This window comes from Solibacillus sp. FSL W7-1436, assembly GCF_038007305.1.
In the GTDB taxonomy this organism is placed as follows: Bacteria; Bacillota; Bacilli; order Bacillales_A; family Planococcaceae; genus Solibacillus.
In genome coordinates this window covers 84202-100764 of sequence record NZ_JBBOWV010000001.1, presented here as the reverse complement: position 1 = coordinate 100764, position 16563 = coordinate 84202, and the positions used below count along the sequence as shown (strand labels likewise).

At 38.4% G+C, this 16563-nt stretch carries 10 protein-coding genes; all 10 read left to right on the top strand.

Annotation, left to right across the window (positions count from 1 at the left end; translation table 11 throughout):
* Window positions 1–46 precede the first annotated feature (46 nt).
* Window positions 47–1036 (top strand): DUF3196 family protein, encoded by a 990-nt coding sequence (locus MKX73_RS00490; protein ID WP_340715840.1) that lies wholly within the window; start codon window positions 47–49, stop codon window positions 1034–1036.
* A gap of 108 nt (window positions 1037–1144) precedes the next feature.
* The gene (gene tig, locus MKX73_RS00485) at window positions 1145–2434 is read left to right on the top strand and encodes a trigger factor (RefSeq protein WP_340715839.1); all 1290 of its coding nucleotides are present in this window, start codon (window positions 1145–1147) and stop codon (window positions 2432–2434) included.
* A gap of 384 nt (window positions 2435–2818) precedes the next feature.
* Entirely contained in the window at window positions 2819–4090 is a 1272-nt protein-coding gene (gene clpX / locus MKX73_RS00480) for an ATP-dependent protease ATP-binding subunit ClpX (RefSeq protein ID WP_079528094.1), read from the top strand.
* A 258-nt stretch (window positions 4091–4348) separates the two neighbouring features.
* Window positions 4349–6691, top strand: a complete 2343-nt coding sequence (lon, locus tag MKX73_RS00475) for an endopeptidase La (RefSeq protein WP_340718818.1) — start codon at window positions 4349–4351, stop codon at window positions 6689–6691.
* Window positions 6691–7272 (top strand): ribosome biogenesis GTP-binding protein YihA/YsxC, encoded by a 582-nt coding sequence (gene yihA, locus MKX73_RS00470; RefSeq protein WP_339172233.1) that lies wholly within the window; start codon window positions 6691–6693, stop codon window positions 7270–7272. The genes lon and yihA overlap by 1 nt, the downstream gene beginning before the upstream one ends.
* A gap of 441 nt (window positions 7273–7713) precedes the next feature.
* The gene (locus tag MKX73_RS00465; RefSeq protein WP_340715838.1) at window positions 7714–9408 is read left to right on the top strand and encodes a phosphate ABC transporter ATPase; all 1695 of its coding nucleotides are present in this window, start codon (window positions 7714–7716) and stop codon (window positions 9406–9408) included.
* 75 nt (window positions 9409–9483) lie between these two features.
* Window positions 9484–10917 (top strand): S-layer homology domain-containing protein, encoded by a 1434-nt coding sequence (locus MKX73_RS00460; RefSeq protein ID WP_340715837.1) that lies wholly within the window; start codon window positions 9484–9486, stop codon window positions 10915–10917.
* A 12-nt stretch (window positions 10918–10929) separates the two neighbouring features.
* The gene (locus tag MKX73_RS00455) at window positions 10930–13890 is read left to right on the top strand and encodes a vWA domain-containing protein (protein WP_340715836.1); all 2961 of its coding nucleotides are present in this window, start codon (window positions 10930–10932) and stop codon (window positions 13888–13890) included.
* A gap of 347 nt (window positions 13891–14237) precedes the next feature.
* Window positions 14238–15593, top strand: coding sequence for a glutamyl-tRNA reductase (gene hemA, locus MKX73_RS00450; RefSeq protein ID WP_340715835.1), 1356 nt, complete (start codon window positions 14238–14240; stop codon window positions 15591–15593).
* 139 nt (window positions 15594–15732) lie between these two features.
* The gene (gene ccsA, locus MKX73_RS00445; protein WP_340715834.1) at window positions 15733–16560 is read left to right on the top strand and encodes a cytochrome c biogenesis protein CcsA; all 828 of its coding nucleotides are present in this window, start codon (window positions 15733–15735) and stop codon (window positions 16558–16560) included.
* Window positions 16561–16563: the final 3 nt, after the last annotated feature.

Genomic DNA, 16563 nt, shown 5'->3' with positions numbered 1-16563 from the left:
AACAAAGAGTGCAGCAGCATTACTTTGTCGCCGATGGAGTGATTAGATGAAAGAAAATAAGAAAAATAAAAGTCAGGGGAAAGTGATTTTATTCCCGGGGATGACGGAACGGTTATTTAATGAAGCGAAATATATGGCTGAAAATAACCGTTTTAAAGAAGCGAACGAATTATTTGAGCAAGCCTTGTTACTGGGTGAAGGAGATGAAATGTCACTTAGCCTATTTGCGTACTCTTTATATGAAGAAAAAAATTTCGAACGTGCAAAACATGTATGCGAGGAACTGCTTGCAATAGGCCCTAACATGTACTTTGAAGTGATGGAACTGTACCTGACAATCTGCATGCAGTTACGCCAATTCAAACAAGTTGAAAAAATCATTGAATCATTGTTTGACGAACAGTTAATTCCTGATCACGAAGTGGAAAAATTCGAACGTTTAAAAAATCTGAACGCCCATATTGCCGAAAATCAGGAATCCCATTTTCAAGCCCCTATTATTGAAGATGACGAGCTGGAGGAATTCACGGCAGCTGAATTTCTTAAAATGTCCGCCCAACAGCAAATGATAATGATTCATGAACTTACGGAAAGAAATATTCGTCCGTATTCAGATGAATTGAAAGCGGTCATTGAAAACGATGCAATTCAACCGTTTATAAAGAGTTTATTGCTCATTCTGCTTGTTGAACAGGAAGTCAATATAACCGTTACCGTAACGAAGTTCGCTCAGTCGAAAGAATTAAATCCTGTGAATTTTCTGTTGCCTACGAAGCTGCCTCAATATAAGGAAATCACGGAAAAAATAGCGGAACAATTAGCGCAGGAGCCTTCGACATTAGAGTTTGCGCTACACTTAATAGACAAACATGCAATCGTCCTTTATCCGTTTGAATGGGCCGGATACTCCAGTGAAGAAGTTGCATCTGGCTATATCGATTATGTGAAGACAATGTTCGGTGAAGACAGAGAAATGGACGGTAAAATAGTTACTTTTTTACAAAACATAGAAAAAATGTCGGATTTGCAAGAGTAGTGAAAAAAGTTGAAACATTGAGCATCTATGTTATACTAAAATGGTTGTCAAACAATATATATGACAGTTTGTTTAATCAAACGAATGTTAACTTTGGAGGTAATATATATGTCAGTAAAATGGGAAAAACAAGAAGGTAACGAAGGTTTATTAACAGTTACTGTAGAAGCTGGAGAAGTTGATAAAGCTTTAGACCAAGCTTTCAAAAAAGTAGTAAAACAAATTAACGTACCAGGTTTCCGTAAAGGAAAAATGCCTCGTAACGTATTTGAAAAAATGTACGGTGTAGAAGCTCTTTACCAAGACGCTTTAGAAATCGTTATCAATTCTTCATACCCAGTTGCTTTAGACGAAGCTGGCATTGAGCCAGTTGACTACCCAGAAATCGCGGGTACTGAGAATTTTGCTAAAGGTACTGACTTCACATACACTGCTACAGTAACTGTGAAACCAGAACCTAAATTAGGTGAATATAAAGGTTTAGAAGTAACAAAACAATCTGCTGAAGTTACAGACGAAGAAGTTCAATCTTTAATCGACGCTCAATTAGCTAAAAAAGCTGAATTAGAAATTAAAGAAGATGAAGCAATCGTTGAAGGCGATACAGCTGTAATCGATTTCGAAGGTTTTGTTGGCGAAGAAGCATTCGAAGGCGGTAAAGGTGAAGACTACGCATTAGAAATCGGTTCTGGTTCATTCATTCCAGGTTTCGAAGAGCAATTAGTAGGTGCTAAAACTGGTGAAACGAAAGATGTAGTAGTTACTTTCCCAGAAGAATACCATGCTGCTGAATTAGCTGGTAAAGAAGCGAAATTCGTTGTAACAGTTAAAGAAGTTAAAACAAAAGTATTACCAGACTTAACTGATGAGTTCGCTAAAGAAATCGATCCAGAAGTTGAAACTGTAGAAGCTTTACGCACTAAATTAAAAGAAACTACTTTAGCTAACAAAGAAGCGGACGTAGAAGCTTCTTTACGCGACGAGTTAGTTGAAAAAGCTGCTGCTAATGCAGAAGTTGAAATTCCACAAGGTATGATCAACACTGAAGTTGACCGTATGGTTCAAGAGTTCGGCCAACGTTTACAAATGCAAGGTATGAACTTAGATCTATACTACCAATTCTCAGGTCAAAACGAAGAAGCATTACGCACTCAAATGGCTGAAGAAGCTGTAAACCGTGTACGTGTATCTTTAGTTTTAGAAGCAATTGGTCAAGCTGAAAATATCGAAGTATCTGAAGAAGATATCAATGCAGAAGTTGAAAAAATGGCTGCTCAATTCGGTATGTCAAACGACCAAATTTTAACTGCTTTAGGTGGAACTCAAGTTCTTGAGAACGATATCCGCACTCAAAAAACAGTTGAATTCCTAGTTGAAAACGCTAAAATTTCAAACTAATTATTTGTTTTGAATAATCGAGTTCGATTTTGATCCTGTACTGATTCATGACCATGGTGAAGCAAGAATCAGTACGACATGTACCGGTTTTATTCCTGGGCTACCGTCTAACATAAAGATAAAACTAGTACGGATTGAATAAAATAAGATTTTGACAAGGTACGGTATACCCGTGCCTTGTTTTCTACCTTTGAATACATACATATAATAGTTGGTTCATTTGAATATTTAATGATAAAAAGTTACAATATAATTTCATTAACTATTGAACGGCCAGCAAAGTTTAATAGGACATAAAATAAGCTAGTAACAACGCGCAATCAATTTATTTGATAAAACAACTAGAATCTTGTAAGATTGTTGCTTGAATAGGGGTGAACCAAATTGTTTAAATTTAATGATGAAAAAGGCAATTTAAAATGCTCTTTTTGTGGTAAACCACAAGAACAAGTTCGTAAACTGGTTGCAGGACCAGGCGTATATATTTGTGACGAATGTATCGAACTATGCTCAGAGATCGTAGTGGAAGAGTTAGGGATCGAAGAGGAAATCGAGTTCAATGAAATTCCAAAACCTAAAGAGATTTTAAATATTTTAGGTGAATATGTAATCGGACAAGAACGTGCAAAAAAAGCATTGGCAGTTGCTGTATATAATCACTATAAACGTATTAATTCGAATTCAAAAATTGACGATGTAGAATTATCTAAATCGAATATCGTATTAATCGGACCAACTGGTAGCGGTAAAACTTTACTTGCTCAAACGTTGGCGCGTATTTTAAATGTACCATTCGCAATTGCTGACGCGACAAGCTTAACTGAAGCAGGTTATGTTGGTGAGGACGTTGAAAATATTCTTTTAAAACTAATCCAGGCTGCAGATTATGATATAGAACGTGCAGAAAAGGGTATCATTTATATTGATGAGATTGACAAGGTTGCACGTAAATCTGAAAATCCTTCAATTACACGTGACGTATCAGGCGAAGGTGTACAACAGGCATTACTGAAAATTTTAGAAGGTACAGTGGCAAGTGTTCCTCCACAAGGCGGACGTAAGCATCCACACCAGGAATTCCTACAAATCGATACATCAAACATCCTGTTTATCGTAGGTGGAGCATTCGATGGAATCGAAACAATCATTAAACGTCGTCAAGGCGAAAAAGTGATTGGTTTTGCTTCAACTCAGAATAAAGGCATCGATGAAGATGCTTCAATTATGTCTCAGTTAATTCCTGAAGACTTATTGAAATTCGGTTTAATTCCGGAATTTATCGGACGTTTACCGGTATTGGCTACTTTAGAGCAGTTAAATGTTGATGCATTAGTACAAATTTTAACTGAACCTAAAAACGCTTTAGCAAAACAATACCAAAAAATGTTGGAGCTGGATGACGTTGAACTGGAGTTTGAAGATGAAGCGCTTGTTGAAATTGCTAAATTGGCAATCGAACGCAAAACTGGTGCTCGTGGTCTTCGTTCAATCATCGAAGCGACAATGCTTGATGTAATGTTTGAATTGCCTTCACGTGAAGATATTAAAAAATGTATCATTACAGCTGAAACAATTCGTGATAAAGCAGATCCAAAATTAATTTTGGATGATGGTTCTGAATTGAAAAAGGACGACAACAAAAAAACTTCTGCTTAATTTATAGCTGAATGGATTTACAACTATGTAGCTGACTTAGACTTCTCAAGCAAGTCCAAAGTCAGCTTTTTCTAACAAAACGTATATACATAAAGTTTCGGATATTTCTGCCGAATTTTACAGGTTTTGAAGCGTTATTTATGAAGTGCTCCAGCATTTGGAGTACATAAACTCGGAAAAATCTGGACACAGTTACGCTTAGGCGTAATTGACAACGAACTAACACATACTTATATTGCGGGTTTTTTTATGATTTGGATGGAGGTGAATACCCGCGTGACAAAAAAATTAACTAATATGCCAGTTTTACCGTTAAGAGGACTTCTTGTATACCCAACGATGGTTTTACATATTGATGTGGGCCGAGAACGTTCTATTGCTGCATTGGAACATGCGATGCTTGAAGATAGCACGATTTTTTTAGTAACACAAAAAGATTTACGTGTTGACACACCGGGAAAAGCAGATCTTTATAAAATGGGGACATTAGCCAAAGTAAAACAAATGCTAAAGCTTCCGAATGGAACATTACGTATTCTGGTTGAAGGTTTAAACCGTGCGGAAATGGTTCGTTATGAAGATTCCGGTAAATTTACAACTGCAGATTTGGAACTATTTGAAGATGAGCTGCATAAAGATGCGGAAACGGAAGCGTTAATGCGTACGGTGCTATCGTACTTCGAAAAATACGCGAAATCTTCAAATAAAATCACGACTGAAACGATCGAATCAGTACTTGATATTGAAGAACCGGGCCGCCTGGCAGATGTCATTGCTTCTCATTTACCTTTCAAAATTAATGAAAAGCAAGAAGTGCTCGATATTACGAACATTAAAAAGCGTTTAGACCACTTGATGATTCGTTTGCATGATGAGCAGGAGATTTTAAATCTCGAGAAAAAAATCAGTACAAAAGTGAAGCAGGCTATGGAGCGCACACAGAAAGAATATTATCTGCGTGAGCAAATGAAAGCAATCCAAACAGAGCTTGGTGACCGCGAAGGAAAAACGGGGGAAATTGCCGAACTTCGTAAAAAAATCGATAGTGCCGGAATGCCGGAGTCTACAGAAAAAGTTGCGTTAAAAGAACTGGACCGCTACGAGAAGTTACCTGCTGCTAGTGCGGAGAGCGGGGTCATTCGAAACTATTTGGAATGGCTTGTCTCAATCCCTTGGACAGAAAAAACGGAAGACCGTATTGATATTGCCTATGCGGAAGAAATTTTAAACCGCGATCATGATGGCTTGGAAAAAGTAAAAGAGCGTGTATTAGAATATTTATCAGTACGTCAATTAATGAATTCATTACGCGGTCCGATCTTATGTTTAGCCGGACCTCCGGGCGTAGGTAAAACGAGTTTAGCGCGTTCTATCGCAGAAAGCCTTGACCGTAAGTTTGTCCGTGTTTCACTTGGTGGTGTGCGTGACGAGTCTGAAATTCGCGGTCACCGTCGTACGTATGTCGGTGCAATGCCGGGACGTATCATTCAAGGAATGAAAAAAGCGGGCACAACAAATCCTGTATTTTTACTTGATGAAATTGATAAAATGTCAAATGACTTCCGTGGAGACCCATCTGCTGCAATGCTTGAAGTGTTGGACCCGGAACAAAATAATACATTCAGTGATCACTTCATTGAAGAGCCATACAATTTGCAAGATGTATTATTTATTGCAACAGCTAATGATTTAAGCACGATTCCGGCACCATTACTGGATCGTATGGAAGTCATTAATATCGCAGGTTATACTGAATTCGAAAAAGTAGAAATTACTAAGAACCATCTGATTCCGAAACAGATGAAGGAACATGGTTTGAAGAAAACGCAAATGGCAATGAAAGACGAAGCGATTACGGATTTGATCCGTTATTATACACGTGAAGCCGGTGTTCGTGGATTGGAGCGCCAAGTTGCAACTGTTTGCCGTAAAGCCGCGAAAAAGATCGTATCCGGCGAAAAGAAAAAAGTAACGGTCAACTCTAAAGTATTAGTTGATATGCTAGGGAAACACCGCTTCCGCTATGGACAGGCGGAAATGGAAAACCAAGTAGGTGTTGCTACAGGACTTGCCTACACGACAGTCGGTGGAGATACATTGCAGATCGAGGTTTCATTAACACCTGGTAAAGGTAAATTAATTTTAACAGGGAAGCTTGGCGATGTAATGAAGGAATCCGCACAAATTGCGCTTTCATTTGTCCGTACATTAACAAACGATTTAGGCGTGGATGCTGATTATTTCGATCAGCACGATATTCATGTCCACGTTCCGGAAGGTGCAGTACCAAAAGATGGTCCATCAGCAGGTATTACGATGACGACTGCCATTGTGTCTGCAATAACTGGAAAAGCAATTAAACGCGAAATTGGTATGACTGGAGAAGTAACATTACGGGGTCGTGTACTGCCGATCGGCGGCTTAAAAGAGAAATCATTAAGTGCCCACCGTGCAGGATTGACGACGATTATCATTCCGCAAGACAATGAACGTGATATTGATGATATTCCTGAAACAATTCGTGAGCAACTCACATTTAAACTAGTTTCACAAGCGGAAGAAGTTCTTGCGCTCGCACTAGATGGAGGTTTTAATAAGTAATGAAAGTCCATAACGTAGAAATGATCGGCAGCTTTGTCCGACCAGAACAGTTCCCGGAAGACGGGCTACCTGAATTCGCTTTAGCGGGTCGTTCAAATGTCGGCAAATCTTCGTTTATCAATCGTATGATTGGCCGTAAAGCAATGGCGCGTATTTCGTCAAAACCTGGTAAAACACAACAGCTGAACTTCTATAAAATTGAAGAACAGCTCTATTATGTTGACGTACCAGGATACGGCTATGCAAAAGTTTCAAAATCAGAACGTGCAGCATGGGGAAGAATGATTGAGCAGTACTTTATGAGCCGCGAACAATTAAGAGCGGTTGTCTTAATTGTAGATATTCGTCATAACCCAACTTCAGATGACTGCATGATGTATGATTTTTTAAAGCATTACAATATCCCGGTAATTGTTGTCGCAACTAAGGCTGACAAAATTCCGAAAGGAAAATGGGATAAGCATAAAAAGATTGTTCGCGAAACATTACAAATGGAAAAGCAAGATCCATTAATTGTGTTTTCTTCTGAAAAAGGTCTTGGTTTTGAAGAAGCTTGGGCCGAAATTGAATCACGCATGTAAACAATGCAACCTCGAAAGTAATATTCGGGGTTGTTTTTTATTTTGTCAATTTTACTCTCAGAAATAATAATAATTACTTGATATTCATAGTATTTTGCCGATAAAGGTAAATAGGAGGTGTACATTTGGAGATAGCTGCTTAGCGATGTTGATGAACCATACTGAATTGATGCGAGATGTTTCATTGGCCACGACAAAAAAACGATGGAGTTTTCGGCATGGAAATGCGGAACAAGCACTCGAAGTGATCGATACGTCACACTCCGTATTAGGTCAAACAACCGATATTTGCGTATAAATAATTTCGACAACAAATGCCGATAGTAGGCAATTTTGTTACACTAAATAGGTCCTGTAACTATATTTGGAATTAAATATAAATATTTTCTTAAATTTACTATGGATGAAAAAGAAAAGTTACTGAAAAAGGAGGCGGAGAAATTGCTTAAAAAAATCATTTCCGTATTAATGGCAATTACTTTTGCTTTGGCGATATTACCGACAGGGCAGCAAGCTGAAGCATCGAATACATATACATTCATGAAAGCAAATTATAATGAAACCGAAGACAAGAAAGGGAATGTCACACGGACATTAAAAAGTGTCACATTAAAAAACAGCGCAGGGAAAACCGCAACATTTAACCTTGCCAATACGCAGAAGTATTATATTAATAATACGCTGACAACAATTGCAGGATTTAAAGCAGGCATGAGTGTCACGATTAAATTAAACTTAGGCAAAATTACAGAAATGCGTGGATCTACTAATGTAGAAGGCGGTTCCATCATCGAAAACAGCAAACAAGTAACAGGTGCTGTGACGCAAATTGATCCGAACGGTTTGCAGATCCGTGTGAAAATCGATGGTTCTTCAACTAAAAATTATACAGTGACAAATAATACGGAAGTGTTCAAAGGAAATTCATCTGTAGATTTAAGCACACTTTATGTGGGAGACCGTGTCCGCTTGAAATTTGCAACAGCCAACACTTCCCGTATCGCCGAAATTACAATTATGAGCACAGCCAATATGGTAACAGAATTATACAAAGCAGATTTAAATACGGTTAACACAAACAAGAATTCGCTAAATGTTAAAAATGCGCATCCTTTACTAAACTGGCGCTTTGGAACAGTAAGAACGAAAACACAGGCAACATTTAATTTTACAAACAATACAAGTATTTACGTAGGAAATAAAAAAATCTCCAAAAGCCAATTAAAAAAATATAAAAATAGTGAGCTTTATTTTGTAACAAAAACTCAGTTCAGCAAAGAAGTAATCGAAAAAATTATCGTATTAGCTAAAAATGAGCGTACATTCTATCAACCTATTACGAGTGTCAATCTGGGTGTGAATACGCTGCAGCTCAAAAATTCATTAAAATTAAATTACCATAACGGTTCGATTTTAATACGCAATGGCCGTTTAGTAGAACCTGAAGGCCTTATTGCACTTGATTTAGCTCAAAATCCGATTTCGACAACGGCATTTGTATTAACGGATGGTGCGGCTAAGAGTGATTATGCCCATATCGTCAACATTACAAATGATGCTTATTTAGCACCGAATCTATCAAAATATAAACTGTACTTTGGTCGAATTGATGTAGCGGATTTAGATGCATATGAAGTGGAATTATCGGATTTACAACGTTTCGATAATCATTTCTGGAACACGGACAAGTCTATTGCATCATTTGCTTACAGTAATTCAACAATCGCATCAGAACTGGATGGGTCTAAGCAATTTAAAGTCATTCCGGAACTGGATCTTGATTTATATGATAATTACACAAATTCACCAAACCCATATTACGGATATTTCTTTGTAAATGATGGTCATATCGAGGGCATTCATTTTGTGCCTAATGAAAAACTGGCTACGTTAACATTAACAGGCCGTGCAAATTCGATAAATTTCAATACGAAAAAGATATCTGTTGTAAACAGCAGCCAGTGGAGTAAAGACGGCCACTGGAGCTACCGTTTCGGTTCGCTTTCGCTCGATTTATCAAAAGCAATGATTATTAAAGATGGCGAAGTAATCGACATTACGGATCTTAAAAAGGCAGATCATGTAACAGCGATTGCACGTTCAACATCGGAAGTTTATGTATTGCTAGTAAACTAATCAAAATGCATGCGGGAGCATTTTCCCGCATGCCATTTAAACACAAATGATTTTAAAGAAATGAGGGACGAATTTGTGAGAAAAAAACTTTGCTTCACCTTCCTATTGGCATACTCATTTTTTCTGATGCTGCTCCCTTCATCAGGTTCCGCACAATCTCTTGATCTAACAGGCGGTATAAAAAACGAATATGAGTATGAAGAATACTTTTTCTTAACAGGAAAGCCGATTAAATTTACGGGGACAAATAAAAACGCAACGATTTCAACGAGAGAATCTAAAGGCAAGTTAACAGAGACATATAAGTTTACGTTGGCTGGACCAAATGGAGAAAAACTGACGCGGAATTTTACGTATACATACGATGTTACAAACTATGACCAAGTAGGGCAAAGTTCTGCAACGGGTGAGGTTACAAAATTCACCGAAAAAATTATAGTTGGCGACAGAACATTTACATTGGCGGATTACCAGCTTTCCAAAAGTACGATTACAGACAAGCGTCCGGCGTCCGACTATTATTCAGGCAATGCGATTGCCCGCAAAACATATACCGAAACGACAGGACGAGGCAAGAACGCTGTTACAAAAACGATAACGGTACATGCTGATAGCCGACATGAAGGATATGAAAACTTCTGGGGGGCAACTGAAACACAGATTACGGATTTCGAGATTGAATTTGATGATGGGACAATCGGTACAGTGAAAAACAAAGTATCGACATCTAAATCACGTACGTTGGAATATAACGAAAATGATGCATCTTTATCAAGTTTTTACGGCAACTATAAAACGATTAGCTCTGCCGATTCGCTATCGGAATATGAATACGATTTACCTGATAGTGAAGGAACGGTCGCAAGCAATATCGACTATATGCCGAAGCTGGAAATGCTGAAAATCCCTAAGTTCCGTGATTTATCTTCCAACTGGGCACGTGAGCAAATTGAAAAATTGTACTCACTTGGCATATTGGATGATCAATCAAACTTCTATTCACCAAATACTCCCGTACAGCGCTATGATTTTGCAGTTGCTGTTGGTAAAGCAATTGACCTGCGTGTATTGGAAGAAACAAACCGCCAAAAGACTCAGCCCTCTATTTTTAAAGACGTGAAGCGCACAGTGAAAGACTACAATTACCTGGTGGCAACCGTTGATAAAGGAGTTATTAAAGGAAAAAATCCGACGACATTTGATCCCGACGGTTTTTTAACACGTCAGCAGGCAGCGACAATTTTAGTGCGTGCACTTGGGCTGGAAGGAAAAGCACCTGAACCGGGCTATACAACAGACTATAAAGATGATTACAGAATTACGGATTATGCACGCGATGCAATTTATGTCGCAACACAGTTAGGGCTAATGTCAGGCAGCGACGGTTATTTCAATCCGAAAGGAACGCTGACACGTGCACAATCTTCCGCAATCATTGAACGATTTTTACGTTACTTGGAAACAGATTTAAAAGAGAATTACCGAGACAATATTCTGTTCTTTAACTAAGGGGTTGCAAACATGAGTAAAATGAAAAAACTATTGGCCTTGCTGCTCAGTTGCCTTCTGGTATTTTCCGTCGTATTTCCGTTCGGTGCTACGGAAACGGAGGCCGCAAGCAAGCAAATTTCGGATATATCGAAAAAAAATTCGAAATATAAAGCAGCCAAGTGGACGATCGATAATGATTATTTGCAGTTGTATAAAGGCAATAAGTTTCAGTCCGGGACACTTGTAATGGAATGGCAGATGCTGCAGTTTTTAGCGAAGATGGACAAAAACTATCATTTCAATACAAATGATAAAGATATGCTCTATGAGTATTATGGCGATTTGAATATTCCGCTCTATGGCGTGAATAATAAATCAAAGCGCAATGCCAATATTTCACGGGGCCACTTTGCAAGGCTTTATGCGGCGGTAAATGGTCTTGATTTATCCGAGATCCAGGCTGTCAAATATTTATATATGAACGAAATTACAACAGGTACAACCGGAAAACGCACATATGAAGACTATAAACCGACACGCAATATTAACCGCGGTGATATGGCGGTCTTCATGTACCGCATCAATCAGCAAGGAAAATTGGCAATCGAAGGTCTGACAAGTAATCCGTTAGGCAAAGACAATAATAAAATCACGTTGCCGGTGAACTTTGTTGAGAGTAAGAACGGAACTGTGACGATTCCGACAACACCAGGTAAAAACACGGATGATAAAGCGACACGTCCGGATGTTTATAAAGCGGTAAAAAAGATTAATGTAGAAAACGAAGAGCTAACAGCAAACGGCGTTGATTCAACTTTAATTACTATCGATTTGCGTGATAGCTACGGCAATGACATTTCATATGATGAATCATTGGCATTTAAAGTGACTTCAAAAGCCGGAGCAAAAATATCCGAAACGAATACAAGTACAAGCGGCCAATCAACAACGGTTTATACTGATGGTCCACAGCTTAGCGTATATGTAACGGCTCCTGCTTTAACAAAGTCAGTAGTCGATACAATCCGCTTCGAGATGGTTAACCCATCAGAAAAGTATTACACATACAAAAATCAGGTCATTGAAGCGTCTGTCCGTTATGTGCCAAAAGCGGAACTTCGTATTACTTATGAAGTGTTTGATCCGGAGCAGACAGAATGGAATGGCGGAACGGTTGATCCCGGGGTACGACCATTACCTGTATTACCTCAGGGTGTTGTTGGGACAACGACAGTACCATATACACAAAACGGGATTATTACAATTACGGATTACGATCCTGATTTAAAAGTGATGACAGGGTCTAAATGGGAGAACTATACAACTGCTGACGGGAAACTGACACAAGGCCAGGTTACTTCCAGCGAAATACAGTACGGGAATGCGGATCTGAAGCTTGAAGGTCAAATTATTTCGGTTTGGCTGTTTGAACAAATTCTCGACTATATGATTGAAGGACCAAAAGAGGAGTCTGCTTGGGGTGGTCTCGGTAATGCTAAAGTCATGTACACGGTCAACAATGAGGGACGTGCCACATATGATTTGCAAGGTGTTATGAGTGAAGAAGATACCGAAGCATTCGATTCGATGCTCCATGCGGTCATTATTTATTTAACAGACAAGTTTTTACCGATCGCCGACCAGGTGACATTAGCACATGAAGAATCGGTTGAAGTCATTAAAGCGATGTATGATCGCTTAGGCCAAATCGACAAAAACTTATTGCGAAAAAATTATGCGGACCTTATCGGTAAGCTGGAGGGTGCCGCTGCGAAAGTTAAAGTATTGCTTGCAGGAAAAGAACTGCAGCAACGCCCGGATGGCATGGACCGTTATACAAAGGTAATCGTAAACCTTGTCGCACCAGGCGGGGTAATTATTACCGACTATAAAGGAACAGTGGAAGTTACATTTAACGGCAAAACACGTGTCGTATCATTTGATACAAATACGAAAGACTATAATAACGGCACAGGCAGCCGAGGATCTGCTGTCGTATACTTTGATGATATTTTATATGGCAAATCACAGGTTAAGGCACGCTTGATCGATTTGGATCCGCGTTATGATAAAGTTGTGCAAAGTCTGAAAAATACAACGGTGTCTGAACAGATTTTTGCCAATCCGCGCTATGGAAACAATTTATGTTCCGTGGAATCAGAAGTGATGTTCGTCGTGGACCACTCAGGCTCGATGAAAGTGCGGGATGCAAAAAATTATACAGCGAATAAAGTGAAGCAAACGATCAAACAAATCGGGGCAAACCCAAGTCATGTATACCGTTTTAATAATCGTCCAACTTATGAAGCAAAAGGTGAAGCGGAAGACGTTTCAAGTATTGGCAGCTTACTAACGTATCAAAATGAAAACCGGTCGACAAATATTGTAAAAGCTCTTGAAACAGCTATCAGTAATTTCACGACAAACCAGTATACAAGTAAAGCCATTGTCCTTGTGACTGACGGTTATTCAAACAGTAACGGACTCGATAAAGTGCTGAATGATGCCAAAAAGAAAGGCATTGCCATCCATACTGTTTCGGTTGGATCATATACAGCGGTAAATGAAAAACTGTTGAAAGACATTTCATCCGAAACAAATGGCACATATCAAAATATTACATCGATAGAAAACTTGCACAGCTCTTTGCAGGCGATCATTACAACGATTTTATGTAAAACACCTGTTATGAACAACAGCTGTCTAGTAGGGGATACAATCTTTAACAATACCGAGGTGCGTATCGAAACATCAAAAGTAACGATTTTGGCAGATGTGAATACAGGATGCGACAATGTAAAAGGTGTACGCGTTGTATTTATTTCCCCGAATGGCGATGTTAAATACGATTTGCCGGCAAGAGGTTCATCGCGCTATATGCATCGACCGAATCTTTATGAGTTCCCGGAATTCGATTTATATGCAGAGGTAGAATTCCAGGCAATTGATGTATCAGGAAACATCATCGGGACTAAAATTCATAATATGTGACAAAATAGAGGCTCACTCATAAAGTGAGCTTCTTTTTTGGTTTCAATGATTGAAATCTGTGTCGAACTTTGTTAAACTTACATTAGAATAATTCTAATTTAACAATTCAACTTTCTCTTCCGAATATACTTCATCTTGCACTTTAATGTGACAAGATGTATTTTTCTGGAGTTAGGGTATAGATACAAAGGTTTAAACATTTACGGACAATTTAAAAGTTGTTTTAGGATTTAATTAAGTAGGTTTAGTATATATTTTCAAAGCATGTTCACAAACTAAACTGGAATCATGCTGTCATTATGTTACAATAAAATCTATGAATTAGAACGTGTGAGGTGTGGGGGTTCATGCATACATTAGTAGTAGGCCTGAATTATAAAACAGCGCCAGTAGAAATTCGTGAAAAGCTCTCGTTTATCGAATCGGATCTTCCGAATGCTATGGAAGCGCTGCAAAAGCAAAAAAGCATATTGGAAAATGTAATAATCTCTACTTGTAACCGTACTGAAATTTATGCGGTTGTTGATCAATTACACACTGGTCGCTATTATATTAAACAATTTTTGGCGAACTGGTTTAACATACCGATGGAACAGTTTGAAGATCACTTATTCATCCGTGAAGAAGATGAGTCATTGAACCATTTATTCCGTGTAACGGCTGGTATTGATTCCATGGTGCTTGGGGAAACGCAAATTTTGGGACAAGTAAAGAAAAGTTTTTTACAAGGTCAGGAAATTGGCACAACTGGTACAGTGTACAACCAATTATTTAAACAGGCCGTAACATTCGCAAAACGTGCCCATAACGATACCGCTATCGGGGAAAATGCAGTTTCAGTATCTTATGCTGCCGTGGAGCTTGCCAAAAAAATCTTTGGTTCTTTAAAAGACAAGCATGTAGCCATTTTAGGTGCCGGTAAAATGGGTGAGCTTGCAATTCAAAACCTATACGGAAATGGTGTAGGAAAAGTAACGGTGATTAACCGTACATTTGAAAAAGCTCAAAACTTGGCATCGAAGTTTGATGGAGATGCGAAAGCAATGAATGAACTGCAATGTACACTGCTTGAAGCGGATATTTTAATCAGTTCAACCGGGGCAACAGACTATGTCATCGATTATGACTTGATGAAAGATGTAGCGAAATTCCGTAAAGGTGATCCGTTATTCATGGTTGACATTGCGGTACCGCGTGATTTAGATCCGCGTATCGGCGATGTGCCAAATATATTCCTGTACGATATTGATGATCTTCAAGGAATTGTACAAGCAAACCTGGCTGAGCGTGAACGTGCGGCAAATGAGATTACGTCGATGATCCAAGAGGAAATTATTCAATTTAAAGATTGGTTTAATACACTTGGTGTCGTACCTGTTATTTCTGCATTGCGCAAAAAAGCAGCATCTATTCAAGAAGAAACAATGATCAGTATCGAAAACAAAATGCCGAATTTAACAGAGCGTGAACGCAAAATTTTAAACAAGCATACAAAATCGATTATTAATCAGCTATTGAAAACGCCGATTCTGCAAGCAAAAGAACTTGCGAACGAGAAAAATGCGGAAGCGCAGCTTGCATTATTCCAGCAAATCTTCGGTATTGAAGACGAAGTGCAGCAGGAAGTACAGCAATTGCGCCCGGAAGTAAAAAGCGTTGAAACAGCAAAAGAGGGAACTTTAAAACCGGGTTTCTCATATTAATTGAACAATAGCCAATAGACATTGAGCCTTATTGAAGCACTTTATTCAAATAAATCATAAGCGTTTTCGTATCTATATGGTAAAATTATAGATAGCGAAAGCGCTTTTTTTAGTAAGTTTCCATCAGGAGAAGGTGCATATGACAGAAATGGTAATGACAAGATTATACGAGCTCATGATCATTCTCTATGGGCTCTGTATCGTACTTTATTTTACAGACTACCTTTATAAAAATATAAAATTCAGACGTGCAGCCTTCTGGTTTGTTTCCATCGTCTGGGTGTTGCAAACTCTATTTATTGTCTTATTTATCATTGAAACGAAACGATTTCCGATATTGTCATTGTATGAAGGGGTATTCTTTTATGCATGGCTCTTAACGACACTTTCAATCGTCCTGCATTGTATTGTACGGGTTGATTTACCGGTGTTTTTTATTAATGTATTGAGCTTTGTATTTATGACAATTCATTTATTTGCACCGGAAACGAATGATCAGATTGTCGGTAATTCATTAGTTTCGGAAATGCTGTTAATCCATATTAGTTTTGCGATTGTGTCATACGCCGCTTTTTCGGTTGCGTTTGTCTTCTCGCTGCTGTATTTAATTTTATATCGCATATTAAAGCAAAAAAAGTTAACGAATTTATGGTCACGGTTGCCAAGTTTACAGCAAATGGTTAAGTGGATTAATTTATCGACCATTATTGGTATTCCATTGCTATTAATAAGTTTAATATTAGGGTTGGAATGGGCATTTCTAACATTGGAGAATGTTTCCGTTTTCGATGTGAAAATTTTAGGCTCGTTTATCGTATCGATTGTTTACTTAATTATTTTTTTGCTGCATCGAAAAGGGAAATTAATCGGCATGGTATATGCACAGGTGCATATTTATTTATTTTTGCTCGTTGTCATTAATTTCTTCCTCGGCAGCAAACTATCAAATTTCCATCTGTGGGTTTAGCAG

Bases quoted from the DNA above. Each gene is read 5' to 3' on its own strand.
- MKX73_RS00490 (WP_340715840.1), top strand. From the start codon at position 47: ATGAAAGAAAATAAGAAAAATAAAAGTCAGGGGAAAGTGATTTTATTC.
- tig (WP_340715839.1), top strand. From the start codon at position 1,145: ATGTCAGTAAAATGGGAAAAACAAGAAGGTAACGAAGGTTTATTAACA.
- lon (WP_340718818.1), top strand. From the start codon at position 4,349: ATGGAGGTGAATACCCGCGTGACAAAAAAATTAACTAATATGCCAGTT.
- yihA (WP_339172233.1), top strand. From the start codon at position 6,691: ATGAAAGTCCATAACGTAGAAATGATCGGCAGCTTTGTCCGACCAGAA.
- MKX73_RS00455 (WP_340715836.1), top strand. From the start codon at position 10,930: ATGAGTAAAATGAAAAAACTATTGGCCTTGCTGCTCAGTTGCCTTCTG.
- hemA (WP_340715835.1), top strand. From the start codon at position 14,238: ATGCATACATTAGTAGTAGGCCTGAATTATAAAACAGCGCCAGTAGAA.
- ccsA (WP_340715834.1), top strand. From the start codon at position 15,733: ATGACAGAAATGGTAATGACAAGATTATACGAGCTCATGATCATTCTC.